Origin of the sequence: Mycobacterium sp., from assembly GCF_052145595.1 — a bacterium.
GTDB lineage: Bacteria > Actinomycetota > Actinomycetes > Mycobacteriales > Mycobacteriaceae > Mycobacterium.
On sequence record NZ_JBKQOI010000204.1, the window covers coordinates 19,855 to 37,255 of the forward strand.

The window sequence follows — 17,401 nt, forward strand, 5'->3', positions numbered from 1 at the left end:
GCCTGATCAGCTGGCGGCGGACACCGGTGTCCGCCGCTGCGCTGCCGAACCCGTTGAAGTTCCGCGGGCGGTCACAGTCAGCCCGGCAACGACGATGACCGCCAGCGCCCACCACACGTAGGACATCCCGGCAAGCTGGCGCCACCAGGACGCGGCCGCCTCATGGTGCTTCGGAAGCAGGTCGATCGGTGTCCACCTCATCAGCGCCACCCCTGCGGCGCTGACGACGGCCAGCGCGACGTTGCGGCGCCGCCAGGCCAATATGCCGGTCACCAGCACCGCCGGCAGCATCCACACCCAGTGGTGTGACCACGACACCGGCGAAACCACCAACCCGAACAGGGCGACGCAGATGATCGCAAGTGTCGGTTCGCCGGCCCGCAGCACCCGCCGCATCGCCCATATCGTCAGGGCCAGCACGACCAGGCAGCCGGTCGCCCACAGCAGAAAGCGCTGCTGCTCGCCCAGGGGCAGCCGAGCGAGGGCGCCGGCGATGTTCTGGTCGGTGTTCAGCCCCGCCTCTCCGATCCGGTCGGTGTGGTGCACGGTGTGGGTCCAGTACTCCCACGAGTCGCTCCACGCCAGTGCGAAGCCCACCAGCGTGGCGCCCGCGAAAGACGCCAGCGCGGTCAGCGCCGCGCGGTTGTCGCGACGTAGCAGGAAATAGAGCAAGAACACGGCCGGGGTGAGCTTCAGCGCTATGCCCAGGCCCAGCAGCAGTCCCCGTGGCCACGGCGTGCGGCGCGGCACGCAGTCAGCGATCACCAGGGTCATCAGCACGACGTTGATCTGCCCGAAGGCGAAGTTGGAGGTGATCGGTTCCAGCCAGATCGTCGCCGGCGCCACGATGACCACGGCCAGCCAAAGTCGGCGCAGCCACGCCGGGCCGGGCAGCACGGCCGAGGTGCTCCACACGTCGAGGCGGGTCAGCACGATTGTCGTCGACACGATCAGCAGCACCAACGTCAGCAGGGTGATCGCGACGCTGGCGGCGGGCATGTGCAACCAGGAGAACGGGCAGAACACGATCGCCGCCAGCGGGGGATAGGTAAACGGCAGATCCAGCCCGATGGGTGTGTGGAACATCGCATCGCGGTACAGCGGACGCCCGTCCAACCAGGCCTGACCGCCCATCTGATAGATGTCGATATCGATGCGGTACGGGGTATGCCCGAACAAGCGCCAGGCCGCGTACCCCAGCGCCGCGGCGGCCAGCGCCCAAAGCAGGCACCACAGCAAAGCGCGCCCGGGTCGACTGCCCACGCCGGGCGCCTGCCATCTACTCATGTCGCAGAACAGCCTAATCGGTGCGGGCGTCGGCCATGCGGCACAGCGCGGCTCCCGCGTTGCGGGGAAGTGCAGGCGTAGGTTTCAAGAGTGCTCCACTGGTTCGTGCCCAGGGCGGTCCACTGGTTCGTGCACGACGTCGTCGACCGTGGCCGGCTGCCCTTGCTGTGCTGCCTGATCGCCTTCATCCTGACGTTTTTCGTCACCCGCAGTTTCGTGCGCTTCATCCGGCACCGCAGCGAGATGGGCCGGCACCCCAGGTGGTGGCAACCCCGCAATGTCCAGATCGGGGGAGTGCACATCCACCACGTCACGTTCGGCGTGGTCCTGGTGATGATCTCCGGGGTGACGTTGGTGACCATCTCCGTCGACGGGCATGAACCCGAATTCACCCTGGCCGCGATATTTTTCGGGATCGGGGCCGCGCTGGTGCTCGACGAGTACGCGCTGATCCTGCACCTGTCCGACGTCTACTGGGAAGAGGACGGCCGCACTTCGGTAGACGCGGTCTTCGCGGCGGTGGCGGTGGCCGGACTCTTGATGATGGGTCTGCACCCCCTGATGTTTTTCCTGCCGATCTGGGAAGGCACCGATTCATTGCCGCTGCGTGCCGCGGTGGCCGGTGCGCTGGTTTTGACGTTGCCGTTGGCCGTGGTGGTCGTACTCAAGGGCAAGGTGTGGACCGGTTTGCTCGGGATGTTCATCGTCATACTGCTGGTCATCGGCGCGATCCGGTTGTCGCGCCCGCATGCCCCCTGGGCCCGCTGGCGGTATACCACCCAGCCCGACAAGATGCGACGTGCGCTGCAGCGGGAACGCAGACTGCGTCGCCCGATCGTTCGGGCCAAGCTGTGGGTTCAGTGTGCGATCGCCGGCACCCCGGGTCTGCCCGACAAACGCACAGTCGACGCCCAACTCGACCACGACGTGCATGCGGCGCCGCCGCCCACAGAGCCCATCCTGATCAGCAGATAGGCTGCCCCCTACGCTTTCTGGGTGCGGTACTTCTATGACACCGAATTCATTGAGGACGGCCGCACCATCGAGCTGATCTCGATCGGGGTGGTCGCCGAGGACGGCCGCGAGTACTACGCCGTGTCCACCGAATTCGATCCCGAGCGCGCCGGTAGCTGGGTGCGCGCCAACGTGCTGCGCAAGCTGCCGCCCCCGTCGTCGCCATTGTGGCGCTCGCGCAGGCAGATCCGGGTGGACCTGGAGGAGTTCTTCGACGTCCGAGGCGCCGAGCCAATCGAGCTGTGGGCCTGGGTGGGGGCCTACGACCATGTCGCCCTGTGCCAGTTGTGGGGCCCGATGCCGGCCCTGCCGCAAGCGATACCGCGATTCACCCGGGAGGTGCGGCAGTTGTGGGAGGACCGGGGATCCCCTCGGATGCCGCCGCGGCCGCGCGATGCCCACGACGCGCTGGTGGATGCGCGCGATCAGCTGCGCCGGTTCCGGCTGATCACGTCCGCCGACGATGCGGGCCGAGAAGCGGCCCGCTGAGGAGGCGGACCATCAGACCGCGTCGCCGACGATCCAGGGGAAAACCGGGCGGGGGCCTGAGCGCGGGCCCGCGCGAAGCGATGTTCGCCCTGATCAGCGATTGGCGGAGCCCAGTTACCATGGACCGATGAACTGGACCGTCGACATACCGATCGACCAGCTACCGCCGCTGCCGCCGCTGTCGGCCGACCTGCGCACACGACTGGACGCCGCACTGGCCAAGCCGGCCGCTCAGCAACCCAGCTGGCCCGCCGATCAGGCCACGGCGATGCGCACCGTCCTCGAGAGCGTGCCGCCGGTGACGGTGCCGTCCGAGATCGTCCGGCTGCAAGAGCAGCTGGCCCTGGTCGCAAAGGGTGAGGCGTTCCTGCTGCAGGGCGGCGACTGCGCGGAGACGTTCGTCGACAACACCGAACCGCACATCCGCGGCAACGTCCGCACCCTGCTGCAGATGGCCGTGGTGCTGACCTACGGCTCGAGCCTGCCGGTGGTCAAGGTGGCCCGCATCGCCGGCCAGTACGCCAAGCCCCGGTCGGCCGACGTCGACGCGCTGGGCCTGAGGTCCTACCGCGGCGACATGATCAACGGCTTCGCCCCGGACGCCGCGGCGCGAGAGCACGACCCGTCGCGGCTGGTGCGTGCCTACGCCAACGCCAGTGCGGCGATGAACCTGGTGCGCGCGCTGACGTCGTCGGGGCTGGCGTCGTTGCACCTGGTCCACGACTGGAACCGGGAATTCGTCCGGACCTCGCCGGCCGGTGCGCGTTATGAGGCGCTGGCCACCGAGATCGATCGGGGCCTGAGGTTCATGAGCGCTTGCGGCGTGGCCGACCGCAATCTGCAAACCGCCGAGATCTACGCCAGCCACGAGGCTTTGGTGCTCGACTACGAGCGGGCCATGTTGCGGTTGTCCGACGTCGAAGGCGGGGAACCGCAGCTGTATGACCTCTCGGCGCACACCGTGTGGATCGGCGAGCGAACCCGCCAGCTCGACGGTGCGCACGTCGCGTTCGCCGAGGTGATTGCCAACCCGATCGGCGTCAAGATCGGCCCGACGATGACCCCGGAACTGGCCGTCGAATATGTGGAGCGGCTCGACCCGCACAACAAGCCCGGCCGGCTGACGCTGGTGAGCAGGCTGGGCAACGGCAAGGTGCGTGACGTGCTGCCGCCGATCATCGAAAAGGTGAAGGCCACCGGTCATCAGGTGATCTGGCAGTGCGACCCGATGCACGGCAACACTCACGAGTCGTCCAACGGGTACAAGACCCGCCACTTCGACCGCATCGTCGACGAAGTGCAGGGGTTTTTCGAGGTGCATCGCGCGCTGGGGACTCACCCGGGTGGCATCCACGTCGAGATCACGGGCGAGAACGTCACCGAGTGTCTGGGTGGCGCACAAGATATTTCGGACACCGACCTGGCCGGCCGCTATGAGACCGCCTGTGACCCGCGGCTGAACACCCAGCAGTCGCTGGAGTTGGCGTTCCTGGTCGCCGAGATGCTGCGCGACTGAAACTCCTTGACGCGGCGAGCGCGCGTGTTTGTACAACGACACGCCGACGCGGCTGTACAACTGCGCGCGCTCGCCGGCGCAGAGAGTTACAGCAGTCCGCTCAGGTTGCTTCCGATCGTCCATGCCGCGGTCGCGACCAGTCCGGTGATCGCCAGCACCACCGCCACCCAGATCAACACCATGCGCCGGCCGTGCTGACGAGCCCAGACGAACTCGCTCATCGCGATGCCGGCGAATTCGCCTGAGACCGGCTCGTATTCGTAGTCATATTGTCCGGGGGGGTCGGAGTTGGGGGCAGCCGGGCGTTCGGGCTCAGACCAGTCCCCGGGTCCGCGGGTCAGCTGACGGGTGGGGTGGTGAACCGGTGCCTTGACGGGTGGCCGCGGTTGCTGCGCGGTCGCCGGGCGCTGGCTCATCCGGCTGCGCTGCAGCGCAGCCGACCGGTGTTGGGCGGAGTTCCGCGGCGCCGGCACCCGGAAGTCCGGCAGGGCGAGTTCTTCGGCGATCGCGTCCAGATCGGCGCCCATCTCGATCGCGTCGGCGTATCGGTCGGCCGGGTCGCGGGCGGTCGCTCTCTCCACAAACGCGTCGAACTGCGCTGGCACGCCGTCGATCACCGCGCTGGGCGGCGGCACATCGGTATCCAGCCGTTGGTAAGCGATCGACAACGCCGAGTCGCCGGTAAACGGTGTGTGCCCGGTCAGCAACTCGTAGGTGAGGATCCCGGTGGAGTAGACGTCGCTGCGAGGACTGGCGTTGCCGTCGCGCACCTGCTCGGGCGACAGATAGGCTGCCGTGCCCAAAATGACACTGGCGGAGGTGATTCCGGCGGCCGCGACGGCACGGACCAACCCGAAATCGGCGATCTTGACCTCGCCGTCGTCGGAGATGAGGACGTTTTCGGGCTTGACGTCGCGATGCACCAGCCCAGCCCCGTGTGCGGCGGCCAGCCCGCCCAGCACCGGACGAAGCACCGCCACCACGGCATGGGGAGGCATCGGACCGCGTTCGACCAGCAACTCGCGCAGCGTGCCGCCCTCGATGAGCTCCATCACCAAAAACGGGTGCCGGGCGTCGAGGCCCTGGTCATAGACCGCGACCAGCCCGGGGTCCTTCAGCCGGGCCACCGCGCGGGCCTCCAGCTGGAAACGGGTCAGGAACTGGTCGTCACCGGCGTAGCGAGAGTCCATGACCTTCAGCGCGACGGGGCGGTCGAGCCGGACGTCGAGGCCGCGGTACACCGTCGAGGTGCCGCCGCTGGCGATCTTGGACTGTACGAGGTAGCGGCCGTCCAGCAACGTGCCATCCAACGGGTCCTTCGTCCCAGCTTCGGCCACGGGGCCATCGTAGGTGTGGTCGTGGGATCGGGCTCGAAACCGGCTCAGAACTCGGCGCCAATGCGCCGAGCAGGGCCTACACTTGCCTGGGTGGGCAGCATTCCGGCCGGCGACGATGTATTAGACCCCAACGAGCCGACATATGACATGCCCCGGGTTGCTGAGTTGCTCGGCGTGTCGGTCAGCAAGGTGCACCAGCAGCTGCGTGAAGGCCACCTGGTCGCGGTGCGGCGCGACGGCGGCGTGGTCATACCTCAGGTGTTCTTCACCAACTCCGGTGAGGTGGTCAAAAGCCTGCCGGGATTGTTGACGATTCTGCACGACGGCGGTTATCACGAAACCGAGATCGTGCGCTGGCTCTTCACCCGCGACCCGTCGCTGACGGTCACGCGCGACGGCACCCGGGATGCGATCAGCAACGCCCGTCCCGTCGACGCCCTGCATGCTCACCAGGCTCGAGAGGTTGTGCGCAGGGCACAAGCCATGGCCTACTGAGCCGCTAAGCGGCGACGGGCGCTGCTGTGTCGTCGGCCTGCGGCTGTAGTGGCCGGTACAGCGCGTACCAGGCGGCCAGCGCACAAGCGGTGGCCAGCGAAAAGTGCAGCCACGAATACATGCCGTGCGATCCGTCGGGTTTGAAGATCACCATGACCCAGGTCGACAACCCGCCGATGGCCGCGACCGCCCGTCGTGACTGGGCCAGTGGGGCCGCCACCGCCAGCGGCCAGGAGTAGTACCACGGCAGGGCGGCGGGGACGAACAGCACCACGATCAGCATCGACCACGCGATACCGGTCAGTGCGGCGCGGTCGTCACGCCGGAAACGCCACCACAGTAGCGGCAGCGACACCGCGATGATCGCGATCCCGATGAACCGGGTGACTCGCAGCGTGGCGTAGAAGTCGACCGTGAACCCGCCGCTGAAGACGTGGATGAGGTTCGCCGCCGCGGTCGGCACGCTCAGCCAGTTGATGATCTTCACCGATCCGGCCAGCGCGGTCAGCCACCCCAAACCGACACCGGCCACGGCGGACAGAATCCCGAACACGGCGGCGAAGACCACCACGGATATCGCGGTGGCCACCAGGAACGCCCGGACGGGCCGATACCCCCGCTGGTCGCGCAGATGCCTCATCCACACCCACACCAAAAATGGCAACGAGATTCCGGCGGTGGCTTTGACCGCGATCGCGACCGTGATCAGGACGACGCCCAGGACATGGCGCCCCCGGAAGGTCAGCGCGATCCCGGCGGCCATCAGGCCCACCATCAGCATCTCGTTATGGACCCCGCCCATCAGGTGAATGAGCACCAGGGGGTTGAGAACACAGATCCACAGAGCGAGCGGGGCGTTGGTGCCCAGGTGATGGGCCAGCCGTGGGGTGGCCCAGATCAGCGCCGCCAGTCCCGGCAGCATGCACAGGCGCAGCAACATGGTTCCGGCGATCACGTGATTGCCGACCACCATCGTCACGAGCTTGGCAACCAGGATGAACGCCGGGCCGTAGGGCGCTGTGGTAATCGTCCAAATGGGACTCACGTTGTCCAGCAGGGGATTCGGGTTGGCTACCGGGCCGACCGCATAGGGGTCGAAGCCGTCGCGCAAAAGCGCGCCCTGGGCCAGATACGAGTAGGTGTCGCGGCTGAATACGGGCACCGACAGCAGCAAAGGCGCCAACCAGAAGGCGGTGGTAGCCCGCATCGTGAACTCGGTGGTTTTCCCGGCCAGGGCGCGGCGGCCCAGCACCACCCACGCGATCACCATGAGACCCACACCCGTCCACAACACGATCGACGACAGCACCAACCCGTGGCCGAAGCGCAGCCAGGACAGGTGCAGCGACTCCAGCAGTGGGTCGTGCGGCTTGGTGCTGCCCGCTCCCAGCCCGCCCGCGGTGATCAGCAGCGAGCCGAAAAAGCCCAGCTTTGCCGGTCCGGCCTCTGGCGCGGCGGCGAACGCGAGCAGTCGCGAAAAATACTGGGCAACAGAATGTTTCGTCGCCCGCGAGTCGGCGTCAGGGGGAAGGGTTGGGGTCGTCATCGGCCTAGGCGGATCGATTCGTGGCAATCCTGGCCAGTTGGGCCAGCCCCGCCTTGGCCGCCGCGTCGATGGGCGCAGCCGCCAGCGTGGCCAGCGCCCGTTCGGTCAACGCGGCAATACGCTGCTCCGCCGCGGCCAGCGCGCCCACCGACTCGATGACCTCGCGCAGTTCGCCCACCTGCGCGTCGGTCAACTTCGCCCCGATCGAGGTGCGTAATAGGTTGGCCGCCAAAGGATCTTGCCTGTCCGCCAGCTCCACCGCCTCGGCCAGCAGCACGGTGCGCTTGCCGGATCTCAAATCGTCGCCGGACGGCTTGCCGGTCACCGCCGGGTCCCCGAACACCCCTAGCACGTCGTCGCGCAGCTGGAACGCCACGCCGAGATCGGTCCCGAACTGGGCGAAGACGGCTTGCACGTCGGGTCTGTCGGCGGCGGCGGCCGCCCCCAGCTGCAGCGGTCGCGTCACCGTGTAGCAGGCGGTCTTGAAGGTGTCGACGTTCATCGCGGACGCGATCGACTCGGCGCCGCTGGCCTCGGCGACGACGTCGAGGTATTGCCCACCCAGCACCTCGGTGCGGATCTCGGCCCATACGCGCCGGACGCGCCGCTGGGCCTCGGGAGCCAGCGAAAGCCCAAAAATTATGTCGTCGGCCCAGGCAAGCGCCAGGTCACCGAGCAGAATGGCCGCCGACGTGCCGAACCGCTCCGGCGATCCTCGCCAGCGCCGATCACGGTGCAGCGCCGCAAATCGCACGTGGGTCGTCGGCTTGCCGCGGCGGGTGGAGGAGTCATCGATCACATCGTCATGCACCAGCGCGCAGGCGTGCAGCAGCTCCAGCGCGGAAAACAGCAGCAACGCTTCGGAATCGGGTTCCCCGGGTGCCACGGCGCGCCAGCCCCAATAGGCGAAGGCAGGCCGCAGCCGCTTGCCCCCGTTGAGCACGAAATCTTCCAGGGCGGCGATCAGGACGTCGTAGTCGCTGCCTTCAGAGCCACCTATGTAGGAGGTCTGGACGCGCCGGTCGTGCAGATACCGCCGAAGTTGTTCGGTGATGGCGCCGGTCAACTCGACGGTTGCCGCTGCTTCGATGCTCAGCGCGGCGCCCCTTTCCGCTCGGCGTGGCCTGGTGTTCTCTAGGCCCGACAGTGTATGTCGCCCCGGCGGCCCGAGTTGCTTCGACTGCCTCACTATCTCGCCCCTATGCTGTCGAGGTGTCCGCGCGCTGCGCGGCCGGGCAGCGGCCAGGGCAATGGCCGTCTGATGGAGAGGAGCCGCGTGACCCTCAACACCGTCGCGCTCGAGTTGGTGCCACCGAACGTGGACGACGGACGAGAGCGGGCACTGGAAGACGCGCGGAAAGTGGTGCGGTACTCGAGCGAATCCGGCCTCGAGGGCCGGATCCGGCACGTGATGATTCCGGGAATGATCGCCGAAGAGGACGATCGTCCCATCGATATGAAGCCGAAACTGGACGTGCTGGACTTCTGGTCGATCATCAAACCGGAATTGCCCGGGTTCAGTGGCCTTTGCACGCAGGTGACCGCGTTCATGGACGAGCGTTCGCTGCGCCGACGGCTCACCGAGCTGAGCGATGCCGGAATGGAAGGCGTGGTTTTCGTCGGCGTACCGCGCACGATGAACGACGGCGAAGGCTCCGGCGTCGCGCCGACCGATGCCCTGTCGATCTATCGCGACCTGGTGACCAACCGCGGCGTGATTGTGATCCCCACCCGTGACGGCGAGCAAGGCCGGCTCAACTTCAAATGCAACCAGGGCGCGACCTACGGCATGACGCAGCTGCTGTATTCCGACGCCATCGTGGGTTTTTTGACCGACTTCGCCAAGAACACCGATCACCGGCCCGAGATCCTGCTCTCGTTCGGCTTCGTACCGAAGGTCGAGAGCCGTGTCGGCCTGATCAACTGGCTGATTCAGGACCCGGGTAATGCCGCGGTGGCCAACGAGCAAGCGTTCGTCAAGAGATTGGCCGGCAGCGAACCCGCCCAGAAGCGCCAGCTCATGGTCGACCTGTACAAGCGCGTGATCGACGGGGTCGCCGAACTCGGCTTTCCGCTCAGCATCCATCTCGAGGCGACATACGGGGTTTCCGCGCCCGGTTTCCAGACCTTCGCGGAGATGCTTGCCTACTGGTCACCCGCAGAGGCCCAGCGGGTTTAGCCGCTCGGCGGGTGGTCGCGCGGCGTGGTAATCCGTGGGGAGCGGTCCCGACTGACCCAGGCCAGCAGCGCCACCACGCCGGCAACCGCAAAGGATGCGATGCCCAGCCACACCCCCGCCCCGGTGAAGTTACGGGTATTCGGGTCGGTGTAGTGAGCTTGGGCGGTCATGGTGCTCACCACGCCCGGCTTGAGCTTCCACGACACCACGTCGGGCTCGACGCGGTCGCCGTTGGTGGACGTCACCGCGCCGGGGAAGGCGACGGTCAACTCGACGTCGGGGTCGTTATCGGTCACCGATGTCAGGTCCGCCCGGCCTTCCAGGATCACCACATTGCCATTCCGGCGTAGCGATAGATTCACCCCCTGGGCGTCGGAATTCATGTTGGCAAGCTGCGGCAACTCGGCGAAGGTCAAATCGGAGAACACCGCCTGGGATCCCACATAGCCGTCGCTGTCGTAGTTCGACACCGCCACCTTCTGGCTGAATGGCAAATTGTTGCTGTCGAGTTGCGGACCGCTGTCCTTGGGAGTCCTCGGCTTGGCCGCCGCGATGATCTCCCCGGACACCTGGTCATCGGGCGAGACGGTGAGCGACGCCCTGACCCGCAGGCATCCGGCGGCCAGGGGCACGAGCAGCAGCAACATCGCGATGCCCAGGACGCGGCGCCGCCGAGCGGTGAATCCTCGGGTTTGGGACGGAATAGAGCCGACGCGCACCAGGTCATCGTGCCAGATGCGGTGTGCTGCTTTGGCGGGTCGTCCGATGTCGCGCGGTTGGCGCGTCGTACCGGATCGCCCCCGGCCGCTACAAACCCTTACAAGGGGAGTGCGCGGCCCAGGATCGCGAATGCTCGTGGGTCGCCGGTGAAGTAGTAGCCGCGGATGACGTCCGTGAAACCCAGTCGCCGGTAGAGCCGCCACGCGCGGTTGGGCTCACCGTTGGTTTCCGGAGTGGAAAGTAGAACGTTCTTCTCGTCGCGACCGGCGAGCAGCCGGCGCGCCAATGCCTCGCCAAGGCCGCGGCCCTGGGCGCGGGGATGAATGTGCAACTCGGTCAACTCGAAGTAGCTGTTCATCAGTTTGGCGATCTCCTGAGGTGGCGAGCCGCCGCGTTGCAAGCCCAGGACAACCTGCTGCTGCCACCACTGTCCGGGCGCCCCGGGGTAGCCGTAGGCCACGCCGAGCAGCGGCGCGTTGCTCAATTCGACGGCCGACGGCGCCTGGCCGGCTTCGGGGCCGCCGTGGTACTCGGGTACCTCGGTTGTCTCGATCTCGACGACGCCCACCCCCTGCCAGCCACGTCGCCGGATGTGTTCCAGCCACATGGCGGCGCGCTGGTTCTCGGTGCCCCGCGGGTATCGCATCGCGTCGACATACACCCCCAGGGCGTCACCGAGACGGCGCTCCATATCGTTCGGCGGCAGATCGATAAGGAATATCGCCAACTCGCGGGGTCCTCCTGAAGCGGTGATCCGGTCAGGTGATTCTTCTCTAGTATCGAGGCTCATTATCGGACGGGATGGCCGTCGTTTCATCGGCGGTGGTGACGGCAAGCTGACGAACTCGGCCGGTTCCGTTTCGTTGCGTGGCGCACGGCCGTACCCATTCGCATGAGAGGCGGGAGACAACCGGGATAGAATCGCTGTCGAACCAGTGGTACGGCGCAGATTGACCTCGTATCATCGGAGTTAGTTGCCCCACAACGGGCATCCGCGTGCTATCGATAGTTACGTGCCAAACTGTCGGCAAGGAGGGACGAATGCCACTCTCCGATCATGAACAGCGGATGCTCGATCAGATCGAGAGCGCACTCTACGCCGAAGACCCCAAATTCGCGTCGAGCGTCCGTGGCGGAGGGTTCCGCGCACCGACGGCGCGGCGGCGCCTGCAGGGCGCGGCGTTGTTCGTCATCGGTCTGGCGATGCTGGTTTCCGGCGTGGCTTTCAAAGCCACGATGATTGGAAGCTTCCCGATTCTCAGCGTCTTTGGCTTCATCGTGATGTTTGGCGGTGTGGTGTATGCCATCACCGGCGCGCGGTTGTCCAAAAAGTCCGACCATTCCCGGCCCGCGCCCGGGTCGCCGCGCCAGCGTCGCAGCAAGGGTGGCGGAGGCTCGTTCACCAGCCGGATGGAAGACCGCTTCCGCCGGCGCTTCGACGAGTAGGGGCACCGTCAGCCACACGGGGTAGCCATCGGCTACCCCGTTTTGTTTTCGTACCGAGTCTGCGCTGAGCGAGCGGATTCGCGGCGTACCCGCGCCGTGTGCGCAGACTCGGCGCCATCGTTGCAGGCTCGGACTGTTTGCTTGACCGGCGCGCACCGGCTGAGTCCCTTCCGAATCCCAATTGAGCCCCAATCGAGTCCCGGGCGCAGGCTCTGAGCCCCACCGAGCCCCACTTATATCCCCATCGAGCCCCACGCGGCCACTTCAGGGCTTTGACGTGTGGTTTTGTCCCATCACGATCGGGTCACGGAGCGACACTCGCGGGCCTCCGATGGGCCGTGGAAGACCTTCCGTGGTGGATAACCGGGAAAACTCGGTGACGACACTCCATTAATGGGGAGAAGTGGTGGATTGTGGGGTATGGTGGCCGAAGTGTTTGGGAGTGCTTGGGTGGCGCTGAGAGCGGAGGTGAGCTGGTGTTTCTCGGCACCTACATGCCCAAACTCGACGACAAGGGGCGGCTCACGTTGCCCGCCAAGTTCCGCGACGCTCTGGCAGGGGGGTTGATGGTCACCAAGAGCCAAGATCACAGCCTGGCCGTCTACCCGCGGACCGAATTCGAGCAGCTGGCCCGGCGGGCGAGCAAGACGTCGCGAAGCAACCCGGAGGCCAGGGCGTTTTTGCGCAACCTCGCCGCCGGCACGGACGAGCAGCACCCCGACGCCCAGGGCCGCATCACGCTGTCGGCCGACCACCGCCGTTACGCGAATCTCTCCAAGGACTGCGTAGTGATCGGAGCCGTCGACTACCTCGAAATCTGGGACGCCCAGGCTTGGCAGGATTACCAACAGACCCACGAAGAGAACTTCTCCGCGGCCAGCGATGAAGCACTCGGCGACATTATCTGAGGCGCATGCCCGTGCATCGTGGCCTCTGCCCGAACCGACCCTGGCGTACTTCCCCAACGCCAGGTTCGTGCCTTCGGACAGGGACCTCGGTGCAGGGGCTTGCTCCATAGCGGCCGTCCCGGGTTCGAACGGGTTCCTCCAGACCCGGGGAGGTGTTGCGGTGGCTGAGAATTCACACGACTTCGGGCACATTCCCGTCCTGCTGCAACGCTGCGTGGAGCTGCTCACCCCGGCACTGACCCGCTACCACTCGGACGGGTCCGAGGCGGTCCTCGTCGACGCAACCGTCGGCGCCGGTGGGCACGCGGAGCGGTTCTTGACCGAATTGCCGGGTCTGCGCCTGATCGGACTCGACCGCGACCCCAGCGCTCTGGATATCGCCCGGGCTCGGCTGGCGCGATTCGCGGACCGGGTCACGCTGGTGCACACACGGTATGACGGCCTCGTCGCGGCGCTGTCCGAATCCGGTTATGCCGCAGCCGAATCGGTCGACGGGGTCCTGTTCGACCTCGGTGTTTCCTCCATGCAGCTCGACCGCGCCGAACGCGGCTTCGCGTATGCCCGGGACGCGCCGTTGGACATGCGGATGGACCCAGCCTCGCCGCTGACCGCGGCCGACATCCTGAACACCTACGACGAGGCGGCGCTGGCGGATATCCTGCATCGCTACGGCGAGGAGCGGTTCGCGCGCCGCATCGCGGCGCAGATCGTCCGCCAGCGCGCCCGCACCCCCTTCACCTCGACCGCGCAGCTGGTAGCACTGCTCTACCAAGCGATTCCGGCTCCGGCCCGGCGCACCGGCGGGCACCCGGCCAAGCGCACCTTCCAGGCGCTGCGGATCGCGGTCAACGACGAACTCGACTCGCTGCGTAGTGCCATTCCCGCTGCCCTGGACGCCCTCACCGGCGGCGGGCGCATCGTGGTGCTGGCCTACCAATCGCTGGAGGACCGGATCGTCAAACGGGTGCTCGCCGACGCGGTCGCCTCGCGCACGCCGGTGGACCTTCCGCTCGAGCGTCCCGGCCATGAGCCGCGATTCCGGTCTCTGACGCGCGGCGCCGAACGCGCGGATGCCGCCGAGGTCGAACGCAATCCGCGCAGCGCCGCGGTCCGATTACGGGCCCTGCAGCGGCTGGAACGCGGGCCGGAAAAGCTGGTTGCCCGGAAAGGCGACTCATGAAGGTAAAGCGCGAGACGCCGAAACGCCGCGGCGGCAGCGACGGTTCTGCCCGCAAGAGCGGGCGTACCGCCGCTGACTCAACGTCGTCGCGCCGCACCCGGCCCGGAACGGCCTCGGCACCCACCCGCGAGGCGCGGGCGCCGAAGTCTGGGCCGCAAACCAGCCCGATCGCCCGGCCGGTCGAGCGGTCGGCCCGGCCCAAGAGCGCCAGCCAGGCCAAGGCGCGCGCCAAGGCGCGGAAGGCTAAGGCGCCCAAGGCTTTCCGGCCTCGTTTGACTGAGCGTTTGGCGACCAGGCTGGCATCGATTGACCTGCGGCCCCGGACACTGGCGAGCAAGGTCCCATTCGTCGTGCTGGTCATCGGCGCCCTCGCTCTCGGGCTGGGCCTCACGCTGTGGTTGTCCACCGACTCCGCCGAGCGGTCCTACCAGCTGAGCCACGCCCGCGAGAAAAACCGCCTGCTGCAACAGCAGAAGGAGGCGCTGGAACGCGATGTGCGCGAGGCGGAGTCCGCGCCGGCGCTCGCGGAGGCGGCCCGCAAGCAGGGCATGATCCCGACGAGGGATACCGCACACCTGGTCCAGGACCCGTCCGGCAACTGGGTGGTGGTCGGCACCGCCAAACCGGCCGACGGCGTTCCGCCGCCGCCGCTGAACACCAAGCTTCCCGAACCTGGCCCGCCGCCCCCGAAACCGTCGGCGCTTCCCCCGGAGGTTCCGGTTCGGGTGCAACCGGGCCCGGGTGATCCTCCCGCGCCGGCCAGGTCCGGACCGGAGGCGTTGCTGCGCGCTCCGGACGGCTCGACGACGGTGGGCGGCCAGCACCTGCCGGCTCAGCCCCCTACTCAGCCCATTGCCCCACTGCCCGGTATGCCCGGCGGACCGGTCACCGGGCCGCTTCCGGGTGTGCTCCCGACGCCAGGGCTCCCGACGCCAGGGCAGCCGGCTCCGGCGGGGCCGGCGCAGCCTCCGGTTCCCGCCGAAGTCCCGATTCCGTTGGGCGGACTACCCGCCCAACTTCCCGGCCAAGTGCCCGCGCCGTTACCCGCAGAGGTGCCGGTTCCGGTGCAGCCGGCGACGGCGGCCTCCTCCCCCCAGGCCCCGCAAAATCTGGTCCCCGTCATTCCCGGTGCCCCGGTGCCGCAACCGGGGCCGGCTAACGGCGGACAGTTCGGGCCCCCCGCCGTCGCGACGCCAGGTGGCCCCAGGTGAGTCGCGGCGAGAGCAGGCGGACCCAATCGGGCCGACCGACGCGCGGTCCTCGTAAGCCGCTGGAAGCCAAGGGGATCCGGAAACCCAAGCGGCCCCGCAAGCCACAGCGGGCCGCGAACGGTTCAGAGGTCCGGGAACCGAAAAGATTCCGGAAAGCCAAGGAGGCCGGGAAAATCCGCGGAGCCGAACGGCCGGACGCGGTGCCCGCCGGCCACTCCGCACGAGAGCGGCGCACCCGGCAAATCGCAGAAGTGCGGACACGCGGCGCGTCGTTCGTCCTCCGGCATCGAGCCGGCAACGCGGTCATCCTGGTGCTGATGGTGGTGGCGGCGGTGCAGTTGTTCATCCTGCAGGTGACAGATGCCCCGGCGCTGCGCGCCCAGGCGGCCGGACAGCTCAAGGTCACCGACGTCGAAAAGGCCGTTCGCGGCAGCATCGTCGACCGCAACAACGACCAACTGGCGTTCACCACCGAGTCGCGCGCGTTGACGTTTCAGCCGAAGAGGATTCGCCAGCAACTGGAGGATGCCAAGAAGAAGAACTCGGCGGCCCCCGATCCGCAGGAGCGGCTGCGGGATATCGCCAAGGAGGTCTCGGCTCGGCTGAACAACAAGCCGGACGTCCCGACCGTGCTGAAGAAGCTGCAAAGTAACGAGAACTTCGTCTATCTGGCGCGCGCGGTCGACCCCGCCGTCGCCGGCGCGATTTCCGACAAGTATCCCGAGGTCGGTTCCGAACGACAGGATCTGCGCCAGTATCCGGGCGGATCGCTGGCGGCCAACGTCGTCGGTGGCATCGACTGGGACGGTCACGGGCTGCTGGGGCTGGAGGACTCGCTGGACTCGGTGCTGTCCGGAACCGACGGTTCGGTCACCTACGACCGCGGGTCCGACGGCGTCGTCATCCCGGGTAGCTATCGCAACCGGCATCGGGCGGTCAACGGCTCGACCGTCCAGCTGACCATCGACGACGACGTCCAGTTCTACGTGCAGCAGCAGGTCCAACAGGCAAAGAACCTGTCTGGGGCACACAACGTTTCGGCCGTCGTGCTCGACGCCAAATCCGGCGAAGTGCTGGCCATGGCCAACGACAACACCTTCGACCCGTCCCAGGACATCGGGCGTCAGGGCGACAAGCAGCTGGGCAACCTGGTGGTGTCCTCGCCGTTTGAGCCGGGCTCGGTGAACAAGGTGATCACCGCGTCCTCGGTGATCGAGTACGGCCTCTCGAACCCCGACGAGGTGTTGCACGTACCCGGCTCGATCCAGATGGGCGGTGTGACCGTGCATGACGCGTGGGACCACGGCGTGATGCCCTACACCACCACCGGCGTTTTCGGAAAGTCGTCCAACGTCGGCACGCTGATGCTGGCTCAGCGGGTCGGCCCGGAACGCTATTACGACATGGTCCGCAAATTCGGCCTGGGCCAGCGCACCAACGTCGGGCTGCCCGGTGAAAGCGCCGGGCTGGTGCCGCCCATCGACCAATGGTCGGGTAGCACCTTCTCGAACCTGCCCATTGGCCAAGGCCTTTCGATGACCCTGCTGCAGATGGCCGGCATGTACCAGGCGATCGCCAATGACGGACTGCGGATGCCGCCACGGATCATCAAGGCCACCATCGCCGCCGACGGCACCCGGACCGAAGAACCCCGTCCGGAAGGCGTCCGGGTGGTGTCGCCGCAGACCGCTCAGACCGTGCGGAACATGCTGCGTGCCGTCGTGCAACACGACCCGATGGGTTACCAACAGGGCACCGGGCCGGCGGCGGCGGTGTCCGGCTATCAGATCGCCGGCAAGACCGGTACCGCACAGCAGATCAATCCCGCCTGCGGGTGCTACTTCGACAACGTCTACTGGATCACCTTTGCCGGGATGGCCACCGTCGACAATCCCCGCTACGTGATCGGCATCATGATGGACAACCCGGAGCGCAACGCCGACGGCACGCCGGGACACTCGGCCGCCCCGCTGTTCCACAACATCGCCGGCTGGCTGATGCAGCGCGAGAATGTGCCGCTGTCACCCGACCCCGGGCCGCCGCTGACATTGCAGGCCACCTAACCCACCACCG

16 protein-coding genes are annotated in these 17,401 nt (G+C 67.2%); 10 read left to right on the forward strand and 6 right to left on the reverse strand.

The genetic code is table 11. From position 1 onward, the window contains the following. Window positions 1-6: 6 nt before the first annotated feature. Window positions 7-1,287 (reverse strand): glycosyltransferase 87 family protein, encoded by a 1,281-nt coding sequence (locus ACLP4W_RS18585; protein WP_442388403.1) that lies wholly within the window; start codon window positions 1,285-1,287, stop codon window positions 7-9. A 90-nt stretch (window positions 1,288-1,377) separates the two neighbouring features. Here ACLP4W_RS18585 and ACLP4W_RS18590 point away from each other — a divergent pair, with 90 nt between their 5' ends. The 3 genes from ACLP4W_RS18590 to ACLP4W_RS18600 all read left to right on the forward strand — a co-directional run bounded on the left by ACLP4W_RS18590 (window position 1,378) and on the right by ACLP4W_RS18600 (window position 4,306). Next, on the forward strand, window positions 1,378-2,262 hold the full coding sequence (locus ACLP4W_RS18590) for a hypothetical protein (RefSeq protein WP_442388405.1): 885 nt from the start codon (window positions 1,378-1,380) through the stop codon (window positions 2,260-2,262). 21 nt (window positions 2,263-2,283) lie between these two features. Then, window positions 2,284-2,790, forward strand: a complete 507-nt coding sequence (locus ACLP4W_RS18595) for a polyadenylate-specific 3'-exoribonuclease AS (protein WP_442388407.1) — start codon at window positions 2,284-2,286, stop codon at window positions 2,788-2,790. A 127-nt stretch (window positions 2,791-2,917) separates the two neighbouring features. Next, the gene (locus tag ACLP4W_RS18600; protein WP_442388409.1) at window positions 2,918-4,306 is read left to right on the forward strand and encodes a class II 3-deoxy-7-phosphoheptulonate synthase; all 1,389 of its coding nucleotides are present in this window, start codon (window positions 2,918-2,920) and stop codon (window positions 4,304-4,306) included. A gap of 86 nt (window positions 4,307-4,392) precedes the next feature. Here the strand turns inward: ACLP4W_RS18600 and ACLP4W_RS18605 are convergent, their stop codons facing one another. Continuing rightward, on the reverse strand, window positions 4,393-5,643 hold the full coding sequence (locus tag ACLP4W_RS18605; protein ID WP_442388411.1) for a protein kinase domain-containing protein: 1,251 nt from the start codon (window positions 5,641-5,643) through the stop codon (window positions 4,393-4,395). 90 nt (window positions 5,644-5,733) lie between these two features. Here ACLP4W_RS18605 and ACLP4W_RS18610 point away from each other — a divergent pair, with 90 nt between their 5' ends. After that, window positions 5,734-6,138, forward strand: coding sequence for an Rv2175c family DNA-binding protein (locus ACLP4W_RS18610; RefSeq protein WP_442388413.1), 405 nt, complete (start codon window positions 5,734-5,736; stop codon window positions 6,136-6,138). A gap of 4 nt (window positions 6,139-6,142) precedes the next feature. Here the strand turns inward: ACLP4W_RS18610 and ACLP4W_RS18615 are convergent, their stop codons facing one another. Beyond that, complete coding sequence (locus ACLP4W_RS18615) at window positions 6,143-7,684, reverse strand: alpha-(1->6)-mannopyranosyltransferase A (protein ID WP_442388415.1); 1,542 nt, start codon at window positions 7,682-7,684, stop codon at window positions 6,143-6,145. A 4-nt stretch (window positions 7,685-7,688) separates the two neighbouring features. After that, window positions 7,689-8,750 (reverse strand): bifunctional (2E,6E)-farnesyl/geranyl diphosphate synthase, encoded by a 1,062-nt coding sequence (idsA2, locus tag ACLP4W_RS18620; RefSeq protein WP_442388446.1) that lies wholly within the window; start codon window positions 8,748-8,750, stop codon window positions 7,689-7,691. 210 nt (window positions 8,751-8,960) lie between these two features. Here idsA2 and ACLP4W_RS18625 point away from each other — a divergent pair, with 210 nt between their 5' ends. Next, the gene (locus tag ACLP4W_RS18625) at window positions 8,961-9,863 is read left to right on the forward strand and encodes a mycobacterial-type methylenetetrahydrofolate reductase (protein ID WP_442388417.1); all 903 of its coding nucleotides are present in this window, start codon (window positions 8,961-8,963) and stop codon (window positions 9,861-9,863) included. On the opposite strand, the gene ACLP4W_RS18630 is transcribed toward ACLP4W_RS18625, so the two are convergent. Both ACLP4W_RS18630 and ACLP4W_RS18635 read right to left on the reverse strand, forming a co-directional pair. Then, window positions 9,860-10,510, reverse strand: a complete 651-nt coding sequence (locus ACLP4W_RS18630) for an LppM family (lipo)protein (RefSeq protein ID WP_442388448.1) — start codon at window positions 10,508-10,510, stop codon at window positions 9,860-9,862. The two genes, ACLP4W_RS18625 and ACLP4W_RS18630, sit on opposite strands and share 4 nt — an antisense overlap. 170 nt (window positions 10,511-10,680) lie before the next feature. After that, window positions 10,681-11,310: a GNAT family N-acetyltransferase gene (locus ACLP4W_RS18635; protein ID WP_442388419.1), complete on the reverse strand. Its 630-nt coding sequence runs from the start codon at window positions 11,308-11,310 to the stop codon at window positions 10,681-10,683. 314 nt (window positions 11,311-11,624) lie between these two features. On the opposite strand from ACLP4W_RS18635, the gene ACLP4W_RS18640 reads away from it, so the two are divergent. The 5 genes from ACLP4W_RS18640 to ACLP4W_RS18660 all read left to right on the forward strand — a co-directional run bounded on the left by ACLP4W_RS18640 (window position 11,625) and on the right by ACLP4W_RS18660 (window position 17,391). Next, window positions 11,625-12,029 carry a DUF3040 domain-containing protein gene (locus tag ACLP4W_RS18640; protein WP_442388421.1) on the forward strand — a complete coding sequence of 135 codons (405 nt, stop codon included), beginning with the start codon at window positions 11,625-11,627 and terminating at the stop codon, window positions 12,027-12,029. Between the two features lie 476 nt (window positions 12,030-12,505). Continuing rightward, window positions 12,506-12,937 carry a division/cell wall cluster transcriptional repressor MraZ gene (mraZ, locus tag ACLP4W_RS18645; protein ID WP_442388449.1) on the forward strand — a complete coding sequence of 144 codons (432 nt, stop codon included), beginning with the start codon at window positions 12,506-12,508 and terminating at the stop codon, window positions 12,935-12,937. After that, window positions 12,912-14,117 carry a 16S rRNA (cytosine(1402)-N(4))-methyltransferase RsmH gene (gene rsmH / locus ACLP4W_RS18650; RefSeq protein ID WP_442388423.1) on the forward strand — a complete coding sequence of 402 codons (1,206 nt, stop codon included), beginning with the start codon at window positions 12,912-12,914 and terminating at the stop codon, window positions 14,115-14,117. Before mraZ ends, rsmH begins: the two co-directional genes overlap by 26 nt. Then, entirely contained in the window at window positions 14,114-15,328 is a 1,215-nt protein-coding gene (locus ACLP4W_RS18655; protein ID WP_442388424.1) for a hypothetical protein, read from the forward strand. Before rsmH ends, ACLP4W_RS18655 begins: the two co-directional genes overlap by 4 nt. Then, window positions 15,325-17,391 (forward strand): peptidoglycan D,D-transpeptidase FtsI family protein, encoded by a 2,067-nt coding sequence (locus tag ACLP4W_RS18660; protein WP_442388426.1) that lies wholly within the window; start codon window positions 15,325-15,327, stop codon window positions 17,389-17,391. Before ACLP4W_RS18655 ends, ACLP4W_RS18660 begins: the two co-directional genes overlap by 4 nt. The last annotated feature ends 10 nt before the right edge of the window (window positions 17,392-17,401 follow it).

What these genes read in the sequence shown, in the direction of transcription:
- ACLP4W_RS18585 (WP_442388403.1), bottom strand. Translation starts at nt 1,287, where the DNA reads ATGAGTAGATGGCAGGCGCCCGGCGTGGGCAGTCGACCCGGGCGCGCT.
- ACLP4W_RS18600 (WP_442388409.1), top strand. Translation starts at nt 2,918, where the DNA reads ATGAACTGGACCGTCGACATACCGATCGACCAGCTACCGCCGCTGCCG.
- ACLP4W_RS18615 (WP_442388415.1), bottom strand. Translation starts at nt 7,684, where the DNA reads ATGACGACCCCAACCCTTCCCCCTGACGCCGACTCGCGGGCGACGAAA.
- ACLP4W_RS18630 (WP_442388448.1), bottom strand. Translation starts at nt 10,510, where the DNA reads ATGTTGCTGCTGCTCGTGCCCCTGGCCGCCGGATGCCTGCGGGTCAGG.
- ACLP4W_RS18640 (WP_442388421.1), top strand. Translation starts at nt 11,625, where the DNA reads ATGCCACTCTCCGATCATGAACAGCGGATGCTCGATCAGATCGAGAGC.
- rsmH (WP_442388423.1), top strand. Translation starts at nt 12,912, where the DNA reads ATGAAGCACTCGGCGACATTATCTGAGGCGCATGCCCGTGCATCGTGG.
- ACLP4W_RS18655 (WP_442388424.1), top strand. Translation starts at nt 14,114, where the DNA reads ATGAAGGTAAAGCGCGAGACGCCGAAACGCCGCGGCGGCAGCGACGGT.